This window comes from Cellulomonas sp. ES6 (assembly GCF_030053835.1).
In the GTDB taxonomy this organism is placed as follows: Bacteria; Actinomycetota; Actinomycetes; order Actinomycetales; family Cellulomonadaceae; genus Cellulomonas.
In genome coordinates this window covers 2,288,184-2,310,233 of record NZ_CP125655.1, presented here as the reverse complement: position 1 = coordinate 2,310,233, position 22,050 = coordinate 2,288,184, and the positions used below count along the sequence as shown (strand labels likewise).

Annotated in this window: 17 protein-coding genes and 1 tRNA gene; 12 read left to right on the top strand and 6 right to left on the bottom strand. The window is 76.0% G+C overall.

The features are described 5' to 3' along the window. Window positions 1-100 precede the first annotated feature (100 nt). Together P9841_RS10890 and P9841_RS10885 are read left to right on the top strand one after the other, a co-directional pair. Window positions 101-183 (top strand) — tRNA-Leu (locus P9841_RS10890). Between the two features lie 293 nt (window positions 184-476). Then, the gene (locus P9841_RS10885; RefSeq protein ID WP_283318715.1) at window positions 477-623 is read left to right on the top strand and encodes a hypothetical protein; all 147 of its coding nucleotides are present in this window, start codon (window positions 477-479) and stop codon (window positions 621-623) included. A gap of 40 nt (window positions 624-663) precedes the next feature. On the opposite strand, the gene P9841_RS10880 is transcribed toward P9841_RS10885, so the two are convergent. Continuing rightward, a complete protein-coding gene (locus P9841_RS10880; protein ID WP_283318714.1) occupies window positions 664-1,239 on the bottom strand; it encodes a hypothetical protein in 576 nt (191 codons plus the stop codon). A gap of 96 nt (window positions 1,240-1,335) precedes the next feature. On the opposite strand from P9841_RS10880, the gene P9841_RS10875 reads away from it, so the two are divergent. Continuing rightward, the gene (locus tag P9841_RS10875) at window positions 1,336-1,944 is read left to right on the top strand and encodes a dihydrofolate reductase family protein (protein ID WP_283318713.1); all 609 of its coding nucleotides are present in this window, start codon (window positions 1,336-1,338) and stop codon (window positions 1,942-1,944) included. Between the two features lie 229 nt (window positions 1,945-2,173). Here the strand turns inward: P9841_RS10875 and P9841_RS10870 are convergent, their stop codons facing one another. Further along, the gene (locus P9841_RS10870; RefSeq protein ID WP_283318712.1) at window positions 2,174-3,679 is read right to left on the bottom strand and encodes an MFS transporter; all 1,506 of its coding nucleotides are present in this window, start codon (window positions 3,677-3,679) and stop codon (window positions 2,174-2,176) included. 137 nt (window positions 3,680-3,816) lie between these two features. Here P9841_RS10870 and P9841_RS10865 point away from each other — a divergent pair, with 137 nt between their 5' ends. Beyond that, on the top strand, window positions 3,817-4,431 hold the full coding sequence (locus P9841_RS10865) for a TetR/AcrR family transcriptional regulator (protein WP_283318711.1): 615 nt from the start codon (window positions 3,817-3,819) through the stop codon (window positions 4,429-4,431). Between the two features lie 87 nt (window positions 4,432-4,518). Here the strand turns inward: P9841_RS10865 and nhaA are convergent, their stop codons facing one another. Then, entirely contained in the window at window positions 4,519-6,432 is a 1,914-nt protein-coding gene (nhaA, locus tag P9841_RS10860) for a Na+/H+ antiporter NhaA (protein WP_283318710.1), read from the bottom strand. 288 nt (window positions 6,433-6,720) lie between these two features. On the opposite strand from nhaA, the gene P9841_RS10855 reads away from it, so the two are divergent. Beyond that, window positions 6,721-9,906: an Ig-like domain-containing protein gene (locus P9841_RS10855; protein WP_283318709.1), complete on the top strand. Its 3,186-nt coding sequence runs from the start codon at window positions 6,721-6,723 to the stop codon at window positions 9,904-9,906. A gap of 220 nt (window positions 9,907-10,126) precedes the next feature. Here P9841_RS10855 and P9841_RS10850 read toward each other — a convergent pair whose 3' ends face one another. Together P9841_RS10850 and P9841_RS10845 are read right to left on the bottom strand one after the other, a co-directional pair. Beyond that, entirely contained in the window at window positions 10,127-12,712 is a 2,586-nt protein-coding gene (locus P9841_RS10850) for a LuxR C-terminal-related transcriptional regulator (RefSeq protein ID WP_283318708.1), read from the bottom strand. Between the two features lie 140 nt (window positions 12,713-12,852). Continuing rightward, on the bottom strand, window positions 12,853-13,809 hold the full coding sequence (locus P9841_RS10845) for an SDR family oxidoreductase (RefSeq protein ID WP_283318707.1): 957 nt from the start codon (window positions 13,807-13,809) through the stop codon (window positions 12,853-12,855). A 123-nt stretch (window positions 13,810-13,932) separates the two neighbouring features. On the opposite strand from P9841_RS10845, the gene P9841_RS10840 reads away from it, so the two are divergent. The 4 genes from P9841_RS10840 (at window position 13,933) to P9841_RS10825 (ending at window position 17,558) form a co-directional block, all read left to right on the top strand. After that, a complete protein-coding gene (locus tag P9841_RS10840) occupies window positions 13,933-14,787 on the top strand; it encodes a helix-turn-helix transcriptional regulator (RefSeq protein WP_283318706.1) in 855 nt (284 codons plus the stop codon). Window positions 14,788-14,867: 80 nt separating this feature from the next. Further along, entirely contained in the window at window positions 14,868-15,431 is a 564-nt protein-coding gene (locus tag P9841_RS10835; RefSeq protein WP_283318705.1) for a hypothetical protein, read from the top strand. 85 nt (window positions 15,432-15,516) lie between these two features. Continuing rightward, the gene (locus P9841_RS10830; protein ID WP_283318704.1) at window positions 15,517-16,932 is read left to right on the top strand and encodes a sensor histidine kinase; all 1,416 of its coding nucleotides are present in this window, start codon (window positions 15,517-15,519) and stop codon (window positions 16,930-16,932) included. Then, complete coding sequence (locus P9841_RS10825; RefSeq protein ID WP_283318703.1) at window positions 16,929-17,558, top strand: response regulator; 630 nt, start codon at window positions 16,929-16,931, stop codon at window positions 17,556-17,558. Before P9841_RS10830 ends, P9841_RS10825 begins: the two co-directional genes overlap by 4 nt. A 4-nt stretch (window positions 17,559-17,562) precedes the next feature. On the opposite strand, the gene P9841_RS10820 is transcribed toward P9841_RS10825, so the two are convergent. Continuing rightward, window positions 17,563-18,786: an ROK family protein gene (locus tag P9841_RS10820; protein ID WP_283318702.1), complete on the bottom strand. Its 1,224-nt coding sequence runs from the start codon at window positions 18,784-18,786 to the stop codon at window positions 17,563-17,565. A gap of 168 nt (window positions 18,787-18,954) precedes the next feature. On the opposite strand from P9841_RS10820, the gene P9841_RS10815 reads away from it, so the two are divergent. From P9841_RS10815 to P9841_RS10805, 3 genes are read left to right on the top strand one after another with little or no spacing between them, the layout of a single operon-like run. Then, window positions 18,955-20,229, top strand: a complete 1,275-nt coding sequence (locus P9841_RS10815; protein ID WP_283318701.1) for an ABC transporter substrate-binding protein — start codon at window positions 18,955-18,957, stop codon at window positions 20,227-20,229. Next, window positions 20,226-21,116 (top strand): carbohydrate ABC transporter permease, encoded by an 891-nt coding sequence (locus P9841_RS10810; protein WP_283318700.1) that lies wholly within the window; start codon window positions 20,226-20,228, stop codon window positions 21,114-21,116. The genes P9841_RS10815 and P9841_RS10810 overlap by 4 nt, the downstream gene beginning before the upstream one ends. Beyond that, on the top strand, window positions 21,116-22,021 hold the full coding sequence (locus P9841_RS10805; RefSeq protein ID WP_283318699.1) for a carbohydrate ABC transporter permease: 906 nt from the start codon (window positions 21,116-21,118) through the stop codon (window positions 22,019-22,021). Before P9841_RS10810 ends, P9841_RS10805 begins: the two co-directional genes overlap by 1 nt. Window positions 22,022-22,050 lie beyond the last annotated feature (29 nt).

Genomic DNA, 22,050 nt, shown 5'->3' with positions numbered 1-22,050 from the left:
GGGCTCGGGCGGGGGCGCGGGGCGGGCGGTGCCGGGCGCTCCCCGGGGGCGCCCTCGGGGTTGTCCGGGCGACCCGCGAGTCGTGCTAATCTTCTGCGGCGCGCGAGTGGCGGAACGGCAGACGCGCTGGCTTCAGGTGCCAGTGTCCGAAAGGGCGTGGGGGTTCAAATCCCCCCTCGCGCACGCAGAGTTGTTCAGGTGACCCCTGGTCGGAGTGATCCGGCCGGGGGTTCTCTGCTTCTGGTTTCTGACCTGCGGTTTCGTGAGCACGCTGGTGTGCTGGAGTCGCGAGTCCGGGTGCTCGGGGCACGCGTGCGTCGTGCGGTCGGGCTTCCCGCTGGCGCCGTGCTGGGAGCTGCCGCAGTCTCTGTCGGTGCGGGCGCCGCTGCGTCGGCCGCCGTCACGTGCGCCGTCGGTGGACAGGAGGGGGATCCGTGCGTGCTCGTGCGCTCGTCCCCTGCGTCAGCGCATTCGTTGTGCTGTTCGCGATGCTCGGCGCCCGATTCTTCCCGCCGCTGATGCGCGACGGGAAGTCGATCTCCCGCAGGGCGGGGTTCTTCGCTCTCGGCTACTTCGTGATCGCGCTTCTCGGCGGCCTCTCGCTCCTCGTGACATCGGCCTGACTGACGGCACCGTCGACACGTCGAGGACGTCCGACCGCGGTCAGCCGACGACGCACTCGTCGACGCTGACGCCGGCGTCCGTCAGCTGCTGCTCCATCTCGGACACCGTGCCGGCCGCCTCGATGCCTCGGTCCTCCAGGCATCCGCGCGCGACGCGTGCCCACTCGGACGTGTCGCTCTGCGCGATCTGCCACGCCACATCCAGAGGGCCGAACTCCCGGGCGTAGCACTCCTCGTCGACACCCGAGACGACGGCGGCCTCCGGGATGGAGTAGTCGACGACCGGCCCGCTGTCGTCGTGCACGACGACCTCGTAGCCCTCCCCGCTGAGGCACGCGGCGAACCGCTGGAAGCCCGCCAGGTAGGCGTCGTGCCCGACCTCGCCCGACCCGAGCGCCGCGAGGAGCTCCGGACTCTCGACCGGCGACCCGCTCGGAGAGGGAGAGGCCGATCCGCCGTCGAGTCGAGGCTCCTGCGCGGCCGGCGTACACCCGCCGACGGCCCACGCCAGCACGGCGACGGCGGCGACACCGCGCCGGACCCAGCTCCCCGCGGAGGTCCGCGAGGTGTCGTGGGTGCTCGGCTCGGCGGCTGCGGCTGCGAGTACGTGCGTCATCACTCACCCCTGGGAGCGTCCGACGGGCCGGCCGCCCGCCGCGGGGTGCGGCGCTGTGCCATCGTGAGCGGGGGAGAGCGGACGGAGGAGACGACCATGACCGACACCACGTGCCACTTGTCCATCTCGCTCGACGGCTACGTCGCGGGCCCCCACCAGAGCCTCACCGACGGGCTCGGCGTGCGTGGGCAGGAGCTGCACACCTGGCACCTGGGGGACCCGCGGGCGACCGACGCCGACCGTGCCGCCGAGACGTGGCTGATGCGTCCCCGCGGCGCCTACGTGATGGGTCGGAACATGTTCGGGCCGGTCCGGGGGGAGTGGGACGAGCGCTGGGACGGGTGGTGGGGCGAGGAGCCGCCGTACCACGCGCCGGTCTTCGTCCTCACGCACCATCCTCGCGAGTCGATCGCGATGGCGGGCGGCACGACGTTCCACTTCGTGACCGAGGGGTTCGACGCCGCGTACGCCCAGGCGCTGGCCGCCGCCGACGGCCGCGGTGTCGACATCGCCGGAGGGGCGTCGACGGTCCGCCAGGCGCTCGCGGCGGACGTGGTCGACGAGCTGGTCCTCGACGTGGTCCCCGTCCTGCTCGGGGACGGCGAGCGGCTGTTCGACGGGGTGGGGTCCTTCGGGTTCGAGCCCGTCGAGGTGCTGCCCTCGCCGCTCGCGACGCACATCCGCTACCGGCGCGCCGCGCGCTGACGCGGCCGTCACGGTCGTGCCCCGACCGCGGGGATGGTGCAGGGGACTCCTGCCGTTCACCGCGACCGTCGAGGCGGCGTCCCGCTGCTCGTGGTCCGGGAGCTCGTCGTGTCGTCGGCGTGGTTCGGTGTGGGCGTGCTGATCGCGCGCCGGGTGCTCGCCGCCGTGCGATCGGGCCGACGGTCGCGCGCGACGTGTGGACACGCGGACTCCTCCGGGGTGGTGCCGGTCAGCCGTGGTCGGGCTCCGCCTGCGCGCGCCGGGGCAGCAGCCGGGCGACGGGCAGGCAGACCGCGGTGATGACCAGCGCGATGAGCAGCGCGACGGTCACGGCGTGCACGGTGCCGCCGGACGCGTCCCCGCCGGACCCGCCGCCGAGCGCGTGCAGGTACACGGTGGTGATGAGCGCGGACCCGATGCCGTTCGCGAGCTGCTGCACGGCGGTCAGGGACCCGCTGGCGCTGCCGGCCTCCTCGGCGGAGACGTCGCCGAGCGCGATGTCGTAGATGGTGCCGAAGCAGGTGCCCAGCCCGACGCCCATGACGAAAACCGGCGCGACCATGGCCCAGGTGCCGATCGACAGCCCCTGCGCCAGCACGAGCAGCAGGAACCAGCCGAGACCGACCAGCGTGATGGTCAGCCCGGCGAACACGAGCGTGCGCCCGAGCCGCGCCATGAGGCCCATGCACGCGAAGGCGGCGACCATGATGCCGACGGTCAGCGGCATGAGGGACAGCGCCGCCCGGCCCGGGCTCTGGTGCAGCCCGCCCTGGAGGAACAGCGACAGGACGTACATGAGCCCGCTGGTCGCCGCGAAGAACGCCAGGCCCATGATCAGGCCGGCGGTGAACCCGCGGTTGGCGAACAGCGAGGGGCGCAGCAGCGGGTCGGCGGCCGTGCGCTGGCGCCGCACGAACAGCACGAACGCGATCACGCCGACCGCCAGGGCGGCCAGCGACACCGGCGCCCAGTCGGTCTGCGAGCCCTCGATCAGCCCGTAGAGCAGGCCGAACATCGACAGCGCGAGGTACGCCGAGCCCTGGCCGTCGATGCTGACCGCCGCGCGCTCCGCGGAGGTGTCGCCGTCGCGGGGCAGCAGCCGCACCGAGAGCGGGACCCCGACCACGCCGAGCACGATGTTGATGAGGAAGACCGCGCGCCACCCGGTGCCGGCGACGTCGGCGTCGATGAGGAACCCGGCGAGGACGGGGCCGCCGATCGCGGCGATGCCGAGCAGCGGGCCGAACAGGCCGAACGCGGTGCGCATCATGTCGCGCGGGAAGGCGCGCGTCATGATCGCCATGCCCTGCGGGATGAGCAGCGCGCCGAACGCCCCCTGCAGGAGGCGGGCCGCGACCATGACGCCGGGGCCGGTGGCGAGGCCGGCGGCGCCGGAGGCGAGCACGAAGCCCGTCATGCCGAGGAGGAACAGCCGGCGCTGGCCGTACTTGTCCCCGAGGCGCCCGCCGATCACCAGCAGCACGCCGAGGGCCAGCGCGTAGGACGCGCCGAGCCACTTGATGAGGCCGTCGCCGCCGCCGATGTCGGCCACGATCGACGGGGCGGCGATGTTCGTCACCGTCGAGTCGATCATGTCCAGCGCGTCGGCCAGCAGGACCAGCCCGAGGACGGCCCACAGCCGCGGGCGCGACAGGGGCGTCGCCGTTCCGTCGGCACCGGCAGGGCTCCCGCCCCCGGTGGTGGCCACCTGGGTGGCCGGTGTGCTCTCCGCCATGACGTTCTCCTGTCCCGGGGCCGGCACCGCGGCGCGGAGTGCGTCGGCGCGTCGTGCGGCCAAGGTTGAGTGTAGTCACTACACGTTTGGAGTCACTACCAACAACTAGTGACTAGCATCACGTGTACGATGGGGCCATGACGGACCCCCGCACCGGCCTGCCCGCCGCCGCCGGACGCCGCGAGCGCAAGAAGGCGGAGACGCGGCAGGCGCTCGTGGCCGCCGCCCGGCGCCTGTTCGTCGAGCGGGGCTACGACGACGTGACGGTCGCGCAGATCGCCGAGGAGGCCGACACCGCCGTCACGACGCTGTTCAACCACTTCCCGGACGGCAAGGAGGCGCTCGTCTTCGACGACATCGCCGGCGAGGACGAGCGCGCGTCGTCGCTCGCGGCCGCGGTGCGGGGCACCGGCAGCGCCCGCGCGGCACTCGAGGCGCTCGGGCGGTTCTTCCGCGGCCGCGGGGTGTTCGTGCCCGACCCCTCGCCCGAGGAGCAGCAGGTCCTCGGGCTGATCCTCCGCACCCCGCAGCTGCGCACCTACGCGCGCCGGCAGTGGGAGGCGTGCGAGGAGGCCCTGACCGCGGCGCTCGCGGCCGAGGCCGGTGCCGCCCCCGACGACCCGGCCCTGCGGGCGCTGGCCCGCTACGTCCTGCAGATCCCTGACCTGGCCACCGACGCGACCGAGCCGCGCGCGGCCCTCGACGCGATCATCGCGCGCCTCGTGTCGGGGTGGGGCGCCGACCCGGCGTGAGGTGACGGCCCCCGCGGCCCGCCGTGGCGGGGGAGGGCCGCACGACGGTCCGGTGCGCCGGTGGCGCGCACCGCCGGGCCGCGGGCGTCAGGCGCGCTCCGGCGCCCCTCCGGCGTCGGCCGGCGCCCGGGTCGCCGCCGCGTCGGCCTCCGCCGCGGTCAGCGCCGCGATGAGCGACCGGGCGTCGTGCGGCGCGGTGTGCCGGCGACCGTTGACGAACAGCGTCGGGACGGCCGTGATGTCCATCGCCTCCGCGTCGAGCATGTCGTCGCGCACGCGCGCGGCGACCTCCGGGGAGGTGAGGTCGCGCTCGAACCGCTGGACGTCCAGCCCCAGGTCGGCGGCGCGGCGCAGGATGTCCGCCGGGCGCTGGTGCTCCTGGTCGGTGAACAGCGCCCGCTCGAACTCGAAGAACTTGCCCTGCAGCGCGGCCGCCTCCGAGGCCTCGGCCGCCGCGACCGCGTTGGGGTGGTAGCTGAGCAGCGGGGCGTGGCGCCACACGTAGCGGAGCCGCCCGCCCAGCTCCGCGACGACCTCCTGGATGGTGCCCGCGGTCTTGAGGCAGAACCCGCACTGGAAGTCGCCGTACTCGACGAGGGTCATCGGCGCGTCGACGGGCCCGTAGATGTGGTCGCGCTCCGGGTCGACCGGACGCTGCAGGACGTTCCGGGTGTCCTCGCCCGTCCCGCCGCGCTCCGCGGCCCGGAAGATCACGGCGGCCAGGCCCGCGGCCAGGGCGGACGCGAGCAGGACGCCGACGCGAGCCTCGTTGGCGACGGCGGGGTCGTCGATGGCGAGGTCGACGATGAACAGCGAGAGCGTGAACCCGATGCCGCAGAGCGCCGCCCCGCCGGCGAGCCGCCCCGAGGTCAGCCCCGGGCCCAGCTCGCCCAGGTGCAGGCGACGCATCGCGGCGGTCGAGCCCCAGACGCCCAGCGGCTTGCCCAGCACGAGCGCGATCACCACGCCCCAGGTCACGGGCGAGCGGACCGCGGCGGCCAGGACGTCCCCGTTCACGACGACGCCCGCGTTCGCCAGCGCGAACAGCGGCAGGATCACGAACGAGACGTACGGCGTGTACGCCGACTGCAGCCGCTCGTTGACGGAGATCGACTCGCGGAGGCTGTTCGCGGCGGCGCGCGCGTACTGCGTGCTGGGCGACTGCCGGAACGTGCGGGCGAGCTCGAGCGCGTGGTCGACGTCCCGGCGGCTCGGGCGGTACACCGGCACGAGCAGCGCGACGGCGACGCCCGCGAGCGTCGGGTGCACGCCGGAGGCGAGGAACGCGAACCAGACGACGATCGCGAGGGTGGCGTAGATCGGCCCCCGCCCGCTCGGCACGTACCGCGTGAACCAGATGCCCACCAGCCCCACCGCCGCGACGAGCAGCGGCATCGGGCGGAAGTCCTCCGTGTAGACGAGAGCGATGATCGTCAGCGCCGCGATGTCGTCCACCACGGCGAGGGCCAGCAGGAACACCCGCAGCCGGGCGGCCGACCGCGGCCCCAGCAGCGCGAGCCCGCCGACCAGGAACGCCGTGTCCGTGGAGATCACGACCCCCCACGCGTGCTCGAAGCCCGTGCCGCGGGTGACCAGGACGAACAGCAGGGCCGGCAGGGCCAGCCCGCACAGCGCCGCGACCACCGGCACGACGGCCCGCGACCAGCTCGTCAGCTCCTCGATCGCGAACTCCCGCCGCACCTCCAGCCCGACGGTGAAGAAGAACAACGCCATCAGCGCGTCGTTCACCAGCGCGTGCAGCGTGAAGTCCAGGTTGAGGTCCGCGACCCCCACGGTGAGGTGGGTGTCCCAGAACGCCTCGTACGTCGCGTGCGACGCGTTCGCCCAGACGATCGCCAGCGCCGTGCCGAGCAGCAGCACCACCGCGCCGAGCCGGCCGGACCCCACGGACCGCACCCACGCGGCGATCGACGGCGGGGCCGGCGTGCTCGGGGGCGCCTCCGGGTCCGGCGAACGGTCGATCACGAGCGGCAACGACATGGGGACCCCCGTCTCCCGTGCGCCCGCGGGGTCCTGCGGCTGACCGGGCGGGGCGCTGGACATGTGCCTCGGAGCATGGTCGCCCGGGGCCCGCTCGGGCAAGACCCCCGCCGCGGTGCCCGGGCCCGGCCGGCCCGGGGTGAAGTGCGGTGTGAAGTCCCCGGCCCCGCCCGCCGACCGGGACCTTCGTCCCACAGGCTTCCGCGGGAGCGGGGGGCTCAGCGTGCTCTCCGCCCGGTCACAGGCTGCCGCAGCGCCGTGGCCGTGTCGAAGCAGCCTGGAGGAGAAGTGCAGCACGGAACCCTGCCCGGTCACCGGGCGACGGCGCGACGACGGCCCGGTCCGGGCCGCCGCGCCGCCCTGGCCGGCCTGACGTCGCTGGCGGTGCTCGCGGGTGGCGTCGCGCCGGTCGCGCTCGCGCCGGCCGCCCTGGCCGACCCCGCCCCGGAGGCCACCACCAGCGTGTTCGGCGTCGGCACCGTGTCGGGCGTCGTCCCGGACGGCGTCTGCTCGGTGGACGTCACCGTCGTCGGCGGTGCGGGCGGCCGGTCGGCCGCGGGCGCGAACGGCGTCGGGGCCAACGGTGGCGCCGCGCGGATCGCGGCGACGTTCGCCGTGGTGCCCGGCACGGCGTTCTCCGGGGGAGTCGGCGGCGGCGGCGCCCAGAACTCGGGCAACGCGGGCGGCGCCGGCGGCGCGAACGGCGGCGGCGCGGGCGGTGCGGTCGGCGGCCAGCACGGCGGTGCCGGGGGCGGCGGCTTCAGCGAGCTGCTCCTCGGTGGCGAGCTCGCGGTGCTGGCCGGCGGTGGCGGCGGCTCCGGTGGCGGCCACTCGCAGTCGACGGACGGCTTCGGCGGTGACGCCGGCCTGCCCGCGGGGCCGGGCGAGGTCGGGGCCGGGTCCGCCGGGACGGACGGCTACGAGGGCCTGGCGGCGGGCGGCGACCGCATCGGCGTCGGCGGCGGCGCCGGGGGCGGCGCGACCCCCGGGGCGGGCGGCGTGCACAGCACCGACCCGACGCTCGACGGCCTGCCGGGTGCGGGTCGCACCGGTGGCGCCGGGGCGTTCGACCCGAACTACGACGCCGGTGGCGGTGGCGGTGGCGGCCTCGCCGGCGGTGGCGGCGGCGCCTCGACGACCATCCAGAACTCCGACGCCGACGGCACGGGCGCGCAGGTCGACACCGTCGCCGGTGGCGGCGGCGGTGGCGGGTCGAGCTTCGTCGCCGCGACCGCGACCGACGTCTCCGCGACGGCCGTGGGCCGGGCGACGGGGACGGGCGCGGGCGCGAACGGCTCGATCACGCTCGACTGGGTCGCGTGCGACTACGACCTCGCGGTCACGAAGACCGTCGCGGTCGAGGGCGGCGACCCCGTCACCTCCGCGTCCGCGCAGGCCGGCGACGACCTGACGTGGACCGTCACGGTGACCAACCAGGGCCCCGCGGCGATGACCCGCGGCGACGTCGTCACCCTGCGCGACGTCCTCCCGGGCACCGGTGCCGCGACCGTGGTGTCCGTGTCCACCAGCGGCGGCACGAACGGCGCGCTCGAGCGCGGCCCCGTCACCTGCGACGCGGCGGCCGGCGACCCGGTCCCGGCGGCCCTGGAGTGCTCCCGGCCGTTCGCCCTGCTCGGCGAGCCGGCCGACGGCGCCCGCGGCCTCGACGTCGGCGAGACCCTGACCGTCGTCTACGCGCAGACCGCGGCCGGCGACCCGGGTGAGGTGCTGACCAACGTCGCGTCCGTCGAGGACCGCGGCGACGGGTCGGACAACTCCGCCACGTCGGACGTCGTCCTCGTCGCGCCCCCCACGGCGGTCGACGACTCCGACACCGGCAACACCATCGGCGAGCGCGTGGTCGTCGGCGTGCTCGGCAACGACGCGGGCGTGACCTCCGACCTCGACCCGTCGAGCGTCGTCCTGCGCGGCCCGTCGGGCTCGTGGGTCACGTCGCTCGAGGTGCCGGGCGAGGGCGTCTGGACGGTCGACCCGGCCACCGGCGCGGTGGCGTTCGAGCCCGAGGACGGGTTCCTCGTCGACCCGACGCCGGTCGTCTACCGGGTCGCCGACCAGGACGGCCTCACGGCCACCGCGACCGTCGTGGTCGGGTACGTGCCCGCCGCGGCGGACGACTCCGACCTCGGGAACGCCATCGGCGACGTCGTCACGGTGGACGTGCTCGGCAACGACACCGGCGACCTGGACCCCGCGAGCGTGCGGCTCGTCGGCCCGTCCGGCGACCGCGTCCAGCGCCTCGAGGTGCCGGGCGAGGGCATCTGGACCGTCGACGCCGCGACCGGTGCGGTGACGTTCGCCCCCGAGGACGGGTTCCTCGTGGACCCGGCCCCCGTCACGTACGAGGTCACGGACACCACCGGCGACACCGTCGCGGCGACGGTCACCGTCGGCTACGTGCCGGACGCGGCGGACGACGTCTCCCGCGGCAACACGCTGGGCGAGCCGGTCCGCGTCGACGTGCTCGGCAACGACGCGGGCGACCTCGACCCGGCGTCCGTCCGGCTGGTCGGCGCGGACGGCGACCCGGTGACGGAGCTCGTCGTCCCGGGCCAGGGCACGTGGACGGTCGACGGCACCACCGGCGCCGTCACCTTCACGCCGGAGCGCGGGTTCCTCGGCGACCCCACGCCGGTGCGGTACCGGGTGACCGACCCGACGGGCGACACCGTCACCGCGGGCGTCACCGTCACCTACCGGCCGGCCGCCGCGGACGACACCCGCACGGGCAACGAGCTCGGCAAGCCGGTGACGGTCGACGTGGTCGGCAACGACTCCGGCGACCTCGACCCGGCCAGCGTGCGGGTCGTCGGGCCGGACGGCAGCCGCGTGACCCGCCTGGACGTCCCCGGTGAGGGGCGCTGGACGGTCGACCGCACCACGGGGCGCATCACCTTCACGGCCGAGCCCGGGTTCGACGGCAACCCGACGCCGATCACGTACGAGGTCGCGACCGTGGCCGGCGACGTGGCGACCGCCCGGGTGGCCGTGACGTTCCTGCCGCAGGCCGCGGACGACGCGGACGAGGACAACCCGGCGGGCACCGCCGTGACGGTCGACGTGCTCGGCAACGACCGCGGCAGCCTCGACCCGACGACGGTGCGCCTGCTCGACCCGGACGGCGCCCGCGTGACGCGGCTCGTCGTGCCCGGCGAGGGCACCTGGACGGTCGACCCCGAGACCGGGGCCGTCACGTTCACGCCGGAGGCCGGCTTCACCGGCGACCCGACGGCCGTGGGCTACGAGGTCACGGACGTCGAGGGGAACGTCACGCAGGCGCAGGTGCGCATCACCTACGTCGCCGCGGCCGCCGGTGACCCGGCGCCGCCGGCGTCGCAGCCGCTGGCCGTCACCGGCACGGAGGCCGCCGTCGGTGCGGGGGTGGCGCTGCTGCTCCTCGCCGGTGGTGCCGCGCTGGTCGGCTGGCGCCGGCGGGCGGAGCACACCACCCGCTGATCCCGCCCCGGGTGCGTCCCCCTGCACCCGGGAGGGCACGAGGCCCCGGCGCGCCGTGAGGGCGTGCCGGGGCCTCGTCGCGCCGGGAGCGCCGTCGGCTCAGGACGGCGGGGCCGTTCGGATCCGTTCGCACGGGCGCGCCGGGCGTGTCCGGCGGTTCGGATCCATTCGCCCGGGTGGAGGTGGGGGGCGTGCGCGGCCCGGACTGCGTACGGGTGCGTCAGCCTGTCGGGGCGTCCTGGGTGCCGACGGCGTCCTGGGCGGCCAGCAGGCCGAGGCGGCGGGCCGTGTCGAGGGCCTCCGGGCGGGAGGTGACGCCGAGCTTGCGGTAGAGCGACCGGAGCTGCGACTTCACGGTGTTCGGGCTGACCACCAGCGCCTCGGCGATCTCGGTGGCCGATCCGGTGCGGGTGAGCGCGTGCAGGACGACGGCCTCGCGCGCGGTGAGGGCCGGCGCGGGGCTGGGCGCGGCCACGGTCGTGTCGGCGGCGTCGCGCAGCACGTCGACGAGGCCCTGCTGGTCGTGGCGCTCGGCCAGGTGCCGGAGCGTGCCGCGGTCGTGGGCGGACAGCAGGGCGAACGGCAGCCGGACGTGGTGCACGGCGACGAGGGCGGCGGCGCGTGCCAGGTCGGTGCCGGCCTCGTCCGCCCGCCCCGACGCGGCCAGGGCGAGCGCGGCGAGCAGCGCGGCGTCGAGGTCGATCCGCACGCCGCCCGGGCCGGCGGTCTCCTTCGCCGAGAGGGCCTGCAGCGCCTCCTCCGGGCGTCCCGCGTGCAGCCGGGCGCGGGCGAGCGCCACCAGCCGCGCCGGGTCGGACGGGGTGCGCGGCAGGGCCTCCAGCGCGGCGAGCGGGCGCCCTGCCGCGACGAGCAGGGCGGCGCGGGTCGCCTCGAGCCCCGCGGCGCTCGCGCGGTGGGCGGGTTGCCGGCTGCCGTGGGTGCGGACGGCGGCGTCGAAGCGCGCCAGGGCCGTCTCGGGGCCGTCGCGCAGCAGGTCCGCCATCGACTGGACCTGGGCGATGAGGGGCCAGTGCTCGATGGTCGCGAGGTGCGGCGCCAGCACGTCGAGGTGCTGCTGGGCGCGCGCCGCGTCGGACTCCTCCAGGGCGGCGACGGCCTCCGCGACCTGGTAGAGCGCGCCGGAGTAGCCGTCGACCAGCCCCGGGGGCCACGTGCCGGACCGCACGCGCCGGGTCAGCGGCTCGACGCGGTCCATCGCGCCGTCCACCGCCAGCGTGCCGGCCAGCAGCGCCAGGCTGGGCAGCTGGGCCGCGGGGCGCACGGCCGCCGCGAGCCCGCGCTCGAACGCCTCGACGGCGGCCTGCCACCGGCCGTCGTACAGCAGCGTGGTGCCGGCCTGCGAGTAGAGCACGGGCAGCACGTCGGCCAGCTGCTCGCGGTGCTCGGGCACGAGCTCGTCCGCCCGCCGCACCACGTCGGCGGCGGCGCGCGCGGCCGCCGACCCGCGGCCCGTGAGCCGCAGCGCCACCATCTCGATGAGCCGGAGCAGCAGCCGGTCGTGCGGCGCGACGTGGGAGGACCGGACCCGCGAGGCCGTGGCGGCGTACCCGAGCACCGCGACGGCGCGCAGCCGCGTGTCCGGGTCGGCGTTGTACCCCAGGCCGAGCAGGAACAGCAGCACGGGGTGACGGCGCAGCCGGCGCAGCGGGACGCCGTGCAGGGCCGAGCGGATGCTGCCCGTGCGCTCCAGCAGCAGCTCGCGCCACGCCCGCCGAGCGATGCCGGTGGCGAGGTCCAGGTCGTCCGCGTCGACGGCCGCCCGCAGCGCCTCGACCCCGTGGCCGTGCTCGTCGCTCCACGCGGCGACGGTGCGCCGCAGCCGGCGGAACCGCTCGGGCTCGTCGCGGCGCATCCCCGCCCGGACCCCGCTGCGCACGACGGGCGTGTACGCGAACCGGGAGACGTCGGCCCAGGTGCCGAGCCCGAGCGCCTCGACCTCCTCGAGCGCGCGCAGCGCGTCCTCGGCGGTGACGCCCGCGAGCGTGGCGGCCAGGTCGGGGGAGAGCAGGTCGGCGGTCGCGGTCGCGGTGACGAACGCCGCCGTCGCCGGGTCGAGGCCCTGCACCACCCGGTCGGCCACGCCCTCGAGGGCGGGCACGGCGCCGGCCGGGGCGGCCCCGGTCAGCGCCAGCAGCCGCGTCGCGAGCGGGGAGCCGTCGGTGGCGCGCAGGGCGGTCCGGGCGGGCACCGGCTCGACGCCCAGCAGCGCCGCGGTCTCGGCGAGGTCGAGCGCGAGGTCCCGCGGGCCCAGCACCTGGACGTCCACCCGGGCCCGCGCCTGCGGCGACTCCAGCGGGCCTGCGGACCGCACGGTCGCGATCACCCGCGTGGTCGGCACCGCGGCCACCAGGTGCACGAGCGCGGCGGCGCCCCGCTCGTCCAGGGCGTCCGCGCCGTCGACCACCAGCACGAACGGGCCGAGCAGCCGGAACCCGCGGACGAGGTGCCCCGTGAGGTCGCCACCGGGCAGCGTCGCCCTGCCCCCGGCGAACGGGTGGCCGTCGGGCACGCCCGCGTCGGCCACCGCCTGCACGACGGCCGCCCACAGCGCCCGCGAGCCGGACTGCCGGGCGCCGGCGTCCACCCAGACGCCGCGGGCCGAGGCGCCGCGGGTGCGCGCCCACTCGGTGACCAGCGTCGTCTTGCCGCCGCCCCCGGGCGCCCGCAGCACCGTGAGCGGGACGGGCGCGTCGAGCCGCTCCACGAGCCGTGGCCGCGGCACCAGCCAGGACGGGAGCCCGGGCGCGCCGTGCACGCCGGCCGGCTCCGGGGAGCGAGCGGTCACCGGTGGTCCTCCGCCCGGTCGGGGTCGGAGCCGTGTCGCGTCATCGCTCTCCTGGTGGGGGACCGCGCGGTGCCGCACGGACCCTGAGACCGTAACCAGGTCGGGGCCGGACCGGTAGGGGGTGCGGCGCGCGGGCCCGCTCAGGCGGCGGCCAGGGCCACCCCGGTCAGCTCCTGCGACACACGCCAGACGCGGGCGGCCTCGTCCTCGCTGCGCAGCCGGGAGTACACCGCCTGCTCGGCCGGCGCCCCGCTGAGGTGCAGGAGGCCGCCCGGCCCGTACAGCCGGCCGCCCCGGGCGTCGGGGGACGTGGCCGCGTACACCGCGGGCAGCGCCGCGGACTCCGGGGTCCCGACCAGGCCGCGCGCGGACAGCCAGCGGATCATGCGGACGTCGCGCGTGTCACCCGCGCGCCCCAGCTCGGGCCGGGCGGCCAGCAGGCTGGTCGGGGCGACGCCCGGGTGGGAGAGGTTGCTCGTGATCCCCCAGCCCTCCGCCCGGCTGCGGCGGTCGAGCTCCAGCGCGAACAGCCCGAACGCGATCTTCGACTGCGAGTACGCGCGCATGGGGTGGTACCCGCGCTCCCAGTTGAGGTCCTCCCAGTGGATCGCGTTGCGGTCCGCGGCGATGCTGACCTGCGACGTCACCCGCGCGTGCCCGTCCCGCAGCAGGGGCAGGAGGTGGCCGACCAGCGCGACGTGGCCGAGGTGGTTGGTGCCGAGCTGCAGCTCGAACCCGTCGGCGGTGGTGCGGCGCTCCGGCGGGCTCATGACACCGGCGTTGTTGACGAGCAGGTGGACCCCACGGCCCTCCTCCCGCAGGCCGGCGCCGAACGCGGCCACCGACGCGAGCGACGACAGGTCGAGCTCGCGCAGCACGAGCGCGGCGGACGGGACCTGCTCGCGGATCGCGGCGGCGGCACGCTCGCCCTTGGCCGCGTCGCGGACGGGGAGCACGACCTCGGCGCCCGCGGCGGCGAGGCGGGTGGCGATCCGCAGGCCGATGCCGTCGCTGCCGCCGGTGACGACGGCGCGCCGCCCGGTCAGGTCGGGGACGGCGAGCGCGGGGGCGGTGCGGGTGGCGGTGGTGCGGGGCATCGGGACTCCTCGGGGCTGGTGGTCCTCCGAGCCTGCGGGCGGCCGCGCCTGCGGACCAGGGCCCGCCGAGCCGCTGACCGGCAGTCAGTGGATGCGCGGGCGCCGGCGCGGTAGGAACGTCGCATGCCCATCGACCGGCCCGCGCTCGCGGAGCTCCTGCGCCGCCGCCGCGAGGCGCTCCAGCCCGAGGACGTCGGCCTGCCCCGCGGCGAGCGCCGGCGCACGCGCGGCCTGCGCCGGGAGGAGGTCGCGGTGCTGTGCCACATGTCGCCCGACTACTACGCGCGCCTCGAGCGGGGGAACGGCCCGGCCCCGTCGGAGCAGATGCTCGCGTCCATCGCGCAGGGCCTGCACCTCACGGTCGCGGAGCGTGACCACCTGTTCCGCCTGGCCGGGCAGCACCCGCCCGCCGGCGGCGCCTCCGGTGACCACGTGAGCCCCGGCATGCTGCGGATCCTCGACCGGCTGGGCGACACGCCCGCGGAGGTGGTGACCGAGCTCGGGGAGACGCTGCGGCAGACCCCGCTCGCCGTGGCGCTGACGGGGGACGCCACGCGCCGCACGGGCCCGGCGCGCAGCCTCGGCTACCGCTGGTTCACCGACCCGGAGTGCCGGCGGCTGTACGCGCCGGAGGACCACGACTCCATGTCCCGGCTGTACGCGTCCGGCCTCCGGGAGGTGGTGGGTCGCCGCGGGCCCCGGTCGCGGGCGGCCGAGCTCGCCTCGCTGCTGCTCGAGCGGAGCGCCGAGTTCCGGGAGGTGTGGGACCGCCACGAGGTGGGCCTGCGGCCCCAGGAGGTCAAGCACTTCGTCCACCCCCAGGTCGGCGCGCTGGACCTCACGTGCCAGACGCTCGTCGACCCGGCCGGCTCCCACGCGCTGCTGGTGTACACGGCGGCGCCCGGGTCGGAGAGCCACGACAAGCTGCGGCTGCTGGCCGTGCTCGGCGCGCAGGCGGCGTCCCCGGCGGGGTACTAGTACCAACGTCCGATGGTGGTGCCGACCGGCGGCGCGGGACAAAGGACGGGTCAGATCCGCACCCCCGTCAGGAGCTCGTCATGAAGCGCACGCTCGTCTTCACCACCGCCGCGGCCGTCGCGATCGCCCCGGCGGTCATCGGGCTCGCCGCCAACCCCAGCCTGAGCCGCGAGGTGCCGGTGACGGTGCCGACGCAGGCGCCCGTCCTCGACGACCACGGCGGCCGCACCGACCGCGACGACCGCACGGAGCCGGGAGACGACCGGGACGCCGAGCCGTCCGCCTCGCCCACCGCGCCCTCGGCCTCGCCCTCCGCGGTGCCGGACGACCACGGCGGTCGCGTCGACCGGGACGACCGCACCGAGCCCGGGGACGACCACGGCGGTCGCGTCGACCGGGACGACCGCACCGAAGCCGGCGACGACCGCCGGGAGAACGGCGCCGCCCCGGCGGCCCCTGCCGCGCCCGCGGCCCCCGCCGTGCCCGACGACTCCGGCCACCACGGCGGCGGGACCGACGACGCCGGCGACGACGACGGCGGTCACGGCTCGGACGACCGCGGGGGTGACGACGACGGCGGCCACGGCTCGGACGACCGGGGCGCCGACGACCACGGCTCCGGCGGCCACGGCTCCGACGACTGACCCGGCCGTGCGCTCCCGTGCCGCCGCGGCTTCACCCGCCCCGGCACCCTCCCCGCCGTCCGGGCCCGACCGTAGGGTGGCGCCTGTGCCCACCGCGCCGGGTCCGGACGACGGCCGCGTCGTCCTCAGCAGGGGCCGCACCGCGGCGGCGGCCCAGCGCCCGCTGACCCCGTGGCGCGTGTTCACGCAGGTCGGCGCGGCGGCGGTGCTGGTGCTCGCGCTGGTCGCGGTGCTGGGGCTCGCCGCGAGCCGCCGGATCGCGGAGCAGGAGTCCGTCAACGACGCCGCACGCAGCACGGACCTGCTCGCGGACGCGGTCGTGCAGCCGGCCCTCGAGGACGGGCTCACGGCGGGCGACCCGGAGGCGCTCGCGTCGCTCGACGCGGTGGTCCGGGAGCGCGTGCTCGGCACGGCCGTCGTGCGCGTGAAGCTCTGGGACGCCGACGGCCGCATCGTGTACTCGGACGAGCCCCGGCTGGTCGGGCAGCGGTTCCCGCTGGGCGACGAGGAGCAGGCGGTGCTGCGCGACCCGGCGACCCAGGCGGAGATCAGCGACCTCGACGAGCCGGAGAACCGGTACGAGCGCGACGAGGACCAGCTGCTGGAGGTCTACCGCCCGGTGTGGACGCCCGACGGCACGGTGCTGCTGTTCGAGACGTACAGCCGGTACGACGTGGTGACGGAGCGGGCCGGCGCGGTGTGGCGCGGGTTCGCGGGCATCACGCTGACGAGCCTGCTGCTGCTGGTCGCGCTGCTGCTGCCGGTGCTGTGGGCGCTGCTGGACCGGTTGCGGCGCGGGCAGGGTCAGCGCGAGGAGCTGCTGCGGCAGGCGGTCGACGCCTCGGACGCGGAGCGGCGGCGGATCGCGGCGACCCTGCACGACGGCGTGGTGCAGGAGCTCGCGGCGTCGTCGTTCGCGCTCGCGGGTGCCGCCGACCGGGCGGACGCGGCCGGTGCGCACGTCGTGGCCCAGGACGTGCGGGCGGCGAGCGCGACCGTGCGCACGAGCATCCGCGGCCTGCGGTCGCTGCTGGTGGAGATCTACCCGCCCTCGCTGCGCAGCGCGGGGCTCGGCGCGGCGCTCGCGGACCTGGCCGGCGGCCTCGCGTCGCGCGGCGTGCGCGTGGTGGTGGACGCGCCGGAGGCGGCGGTCGCGGGGCTCGGGGACGGGACGCGCGAGCTGCTGTACCGGGTGGCGCAGGAGACCGTCCGGAACGCGGTCGCGCACTCCGGCTCGGCCGAGGTGCGGGTACGGGTCGCGCGCGACGGGGACCGCGTCGTGCTGGAGGTCGAGGACGACGGCGCCGGGTTCGACGTCGCGGCGGCGCTCGCGGACCCGGCGCCGGGGCACTTCGGGCTGCGCGTGCTGGGGGACCTCGCCGCGGCGGCGGGCGCGGACCTGGAGGTCACGTCGCGCGCGGGCGCCGGCACGCGGTGGCGCCTGGTGGCGGACGCCGACGCCCCGGCGGGCGCGCCGGCGGTCCCGGGGGCGTCGTCGTGACGGCGCCGGTCCGGGTGGTGCTGGCCGACGACCACCACCTGGTGCGCACCGGCCTGGCGGGCCTGGTCGACGCGGCCCCGGACCTGGAGGTGGTGGGTCAGGCGGCGGACGGCGCGGCGGCGGTGGAGCTCGTGGCGGAGCTGGCCCCCGACGTGGTGCTCATGGACCTGTCGATGCCCGGCACGGACGGTGTGACCGCGACGCGGGAGGCGCTCGCCCGGCGCCCGGGCACGCGGGTGGTGGTGCTGACCTCGTTCTCCGACCAGGAGCGGGTGGCCGCGGCGCTCGAGGCGGGCGCCGTCGGCTACCTGCTCAAGGACTGCGAGCCGGCCGAGCTGCTGGCCGCGGTGCGCGCCGCCGCCCGGGGGTACGCGCCGCTGGACCCGCGCGTGGCGGGTGCGCTGCTGCCGTCGGCGACCCCGCGGCCGGCGGACCGCCTGAGCGCCCGCGAGCGGGACGTGCTCCGGCTCCTGGCGCGGGGGCTGGCGAACAAGCAGATCGCCCGGGAGCTCGGCATCGCGGAGCGGACGGTCAAGGTGCACGTCGGGCACGTGTTCCGCGCGCTGGAGGTGCAGGACCGCACGAGCGCCGCGCTGTGGGCGCGCGAGCACCTGCCGCCGGACTGACGGCTCAGCCGGTGCGCGTCCCCCACAGGTCGAGCACGTGCCGCCGCGCGGCGGCGGCGGCCTCGGCGACCGCGCCGGTGACCACGACGTCGGCCCCGAGCGGGGAGATCGCGAGCACGGGCGCGGGCAGGTGCCGCCCGGTGGGGAGCGCCGCGCGCGCGGCCTCGACGACCTGCTGCACCCCGCCGGACACGGCCCCCGACACCACGATGCGCTCCGGGTCGAACATGCTGGCCAGCACGTTGACGACCCGCGCGAGCATCCCCCCGACCCGCTGCACCACGCGCAGGGCGTCGGGGTCCCCCGCGGCGGCGAGCTCGAGCACCCGCTGGCCGTCGAGCTCCCCGGGCGCGAGGGCGGCGAGCGCCCCGCGGGGGTCGGCCTCCCCGCGGGCGACCGCCTCCGCCGCCCACTCCGCCGCGCGGGCGCCGAGGCCCGACGCCGCGCCCACGCCCTCGACGAGGTCGAACGCCACCATCTCCCCGACGCCGCCGTGCGCGCCGTGCAGCACCCGGCCGTCGACCACGACGCCGGCGCCGAGCCGGCCGCCCGCGAGCAGCGCGACGTAGTTGCGGCTGCCGGACGCGGCGCCCACGGCGCCCTCCGCCACGGCGGCGAGCGAGGCGTCGTTCTCGATCCGCACGAGCGGCGCCCACGCGGCGAACGCGTCCTGCAGCCCGGGGTTCATGCGGTCCCAGAACCCGTCGGGGTGCCGGGGCGACTCGCCGCGGGTGTTGACGGGCGCGGGGACCCCGGCGCACAGCGCGAGCACGTCGGCGCGCGACCGGCCGGCGGCGTCGAGGGCGTCGTCGACGGTCCCGAGCACCGCGGCCCGGCGGGTCGCCGCGTCGTCCTCGGGGTCCAGCACGGCGCGCGCCGTCCCGAGCGGCCGGGAGCGCAGGTCGGTCACGGTGGCCGTCACGTGCACCTGGCCGCTGTCGACGCCGACGAGCACCGCGCCGTCGGCCCGCAGCTCGAAGCGCCGGGCGGGCCGGCCCTTGCGGTAGGTCCCGGCCTGGCGGGCGTTGGGCAGCTCGCGCAGCAGGCCCAGGGCGGTGAGGGCGTCGAGCGCCTCGATGGTGGTGGAGCGGGTCAGCCCGGTCGCGGCGAGCGCGTCGCTCGCGGTGAGCTCGCCGGCGTCCCACGCGTAGCCGAGCACGGCGTCCAGGCTGGCCGGCCGCGCGGGTGCGCGGGGCGGGGCCGGCGGGCCGGCGTGCGTCGTCGTCACGGGTCTTGACCGTCCTTCCTGAGGGGTGCCACACTGCCGGAACCGATTTGATTCGGCAAGTAGATCTACTCGGTGCACGATGACGTGCTCCGACCGGTGTCCGCGACGAGGGGGACGAGGGTGTCCGAGATCTCACGACGAGCACGACGCGCACCGCGACGGCGACGCGTGCTGGCGGCGACGCTGGTGGCCGTGGCCGGCGGGACGCTGGCCCTGGCGGGCTGCGCCGGCGACGGCCGCGAGGAGGTGCGGTTCGCGTTCAGCAAGCGCGAGGCGATCGGCTTCATGACCGAGCTGGTCGACGAGTACAACGCCTCCCAGGACGACGTCCGGATCGAGCTCGACACCTCCGGGGTCGACGTGGTGTCCGCGAGCTTCGTCCGGGGCAACCCGCCCGACATCGCCCTGTCGAACTACAACATGGAGACGTCCCGGTTCGTGCAGCGCGGGGCGCTCAGCGACCTGTCGGACACCGAGGCGGCCGGGCGCATCCGCGAGGACCTGCAGCCGCTCATGGACCAGTACGGCTCCTACCCGGGCCGGGTCAGCGCGCTGCCGTACTCGGTCATGGCGGCGTCGGTCATCTACAACAAGCAGCTCTTCGCGGAGCACGGCGTCGAGGTCCCGCAGACCTGGAGCGAGCTGCTCGAGGCCTGCGCGACGTTCCAGGACGCCGGGGTCACGCCGATCTACGGGACGTTCAAGGACGACTGGACCGTCGCGCAGGGCTGGTTCGACTACGCGGTGGGCGGGCAGCTCGACGTCATCGGGTTCTTCGAGGACCTCGCGGCGCAGGGCACCGACGTCGGCCCCGGCTCGCCGGCGTCGTTCTCGCAGGACTTCGCCCCGCCGCTGGAGCAGGTCGCCGAGCTGCTGCCCTACAGCAACCCCGACGCGGCGAGCCGCGCGTACGGCGACGGGAACCTCGCGTTCGCCACCGGCCAGGCGGCGATGTACCTGCAGGGGCCGTGGGCGTTCAGCGAGATCGCGAAGACGGACCCGGACCTCGACCTCGGCACGTTCCCGCTGCCGATGACCGACGACCCGGACGACCTGAAGGTGCGGGTCAACATGGACCTCGCGGCCTGGATCCCCGTCGAGGCGGAGCACCCGGAGGCCGCGCGCGACTTCCTGGAGTACCTGTTCCAGCCGGAGGTCGTCGAGGCGTACAACGCGTCCCAGCTCGGCTTCGCGCCGACCACCGACGCCGCGCCGGTCGAGGACCCGCGGGTCGCCGGCATGGCCGAGTACTACGAGACGGGCCGGGTGTACCAGGGGCCGTCCGTGCTCATCCCCAAGACCATCCCGGTCAACAGCTACGCCCAGGCGATGATCCTCGGCCAGGACACCGCCGCCACGCTGCGCACGCTCGACGCGGACTGGGCGCGCCTCGCGTTCCGCCAGCCCGCGCCGGCCGCCGAGACGAAGGAGTCCTCGCGATGAGCGCCACCGCCACCACCCGGCCGCACCGCCGCCGCGTCGAGCCGATCTACTACCTGTTCCTGCTGCCGACGGTCGTGCTGTTCACGCTCGCGATCACGGTGCCGGGCGTCGTCGGCATCTTCTTCAGCTTCACCGACTCGATCGGCATCGGCGACTGGAGCTTCGTCGGCCTCACCAACTACATCGCCATGTTCAGCGACCCGGCCGTCGTGCAGAGCTACCTGTTCACGTTCGGGTTCTCGGTCGCGACGGTCGTCGTGGTGAACCTGGTGGCGTTCCTGCTGGCGGTGGGCCTCACGTCGCGCATCCGCCTCAGGACCGCGCTGCGGACCGTGTTCGTGGTCCCGATGGTGATCTCCGGGATCATCATCGCCTACGTCTTCAACTTCCTGTTCTCCAACTCCCTGCCCGCGGCCGGCTCGGCGCTCGGCATCCCGTGGCTGGAGACGAGCCTGCTGGCGAACCCCGACCTCGCCTGGGTCGCCATCGTCGCGGTGACGGCCTGGCAGGCGGTGCCGGGCACGATGCTCATCTACATCGCGGGCCTGCTGTCCGTGCCGTCGGACGTCTACGAGGCGGCGGACCTGGACGGCGCGTCCAAGGTCCAGCAGCTGCTGCGGATCACGGTGCCGCTCGTGGCCGGGTACGTGGTCATCAACGTCATCCTCGGCTTCAAGGGCTTCCTCAACGCCTACGACATCATCGTCGGCCTCACCAACGGCGGGCCGGGCACGGCCACCCGCAGCGTCGCGATGACGATCATCGCCGGCTTCAACGGCGGCGACTACGCCTACCAGATGGCCAACGCCACGATCTTCTTCGTCGTCGCGGTGCTCATCTCCCTCCTGCAGCTCTCGCTGATGCGGAACAACCGGAAGGCCTCGTGATGGCGACGCAGACCCTGGCGGCCGGAGGCCGCACGCCCACCGCCGGCACCACCCCCGGCGGGCGGCCCGCCCGCGGCGACCGCGCCGAGCGCGTGAGCTGGTCCGGGACCGTCGTGCTCGTGCTGTGCGCCGTGACCGTGCTGCTGCCGCTGTACGTGACCGTGGCGATGGCGTTCAAGACGCAGGGCCAGGCGGTCGACGGCCAGGCGTTCTCGCTGCCGTCGCCGTTCAGCACCGACGGGTTCGTCCAGGCGTGGGAGCTCACCGACTTCCCGGTCGGCGCCGGCATCTCGCTGTTCGTCACCGCCGGCACCGTCGCCGCGACGATCCTGCTCGCCGCGTTCGCGTCCTACGCCATCGTCCGGAACTGGGACCGCCGGCTGTTCCGGTACTGCTTCTACTACCTGCTCGCCGCGATGTTCATCCCGTTCCCGGTGGTCGCGCTGCCGCAGATCCAGCTCACCGGGCGCGTGGGCCTCGACAACCCGTTCGGCGTCGTGCTGCTGGCCACGATGTTCCAGCTGAGCTTCAGCGTCCTGCTGTTCACGGCGTTCCTGCGCTCGATCCCCGACGAGCTCGAGGAGAGCGCCCGCCTGGACGGCGCGACCACGTGGCAGACGTTCTGGCGGCTGGTCTTCCCGCTGCTGGCGCCCATGAGCGCGACCGTCGGCATCTTCGCGTTCCTGTACGCCTGGAACGACTTCATGATGCCGTCGCTGATCATCGCCGACCCCGACCTGCAGACCCTGCCCGTGCGGCAGAACCTGTTCCAGACGCAGTTCAGCAACAACTACCACGTGGCCTTCGCGTCCTACCTCATGGCCATGGCGCCCGCGATCCTCGCGTACCTGTTCACGCAGCGCTGGGTGATGGCGGGCGTCACGCAGGGCGCCGTCAAGGGCTGACCCCCGACCCCGAGACCGATCCCACCCCC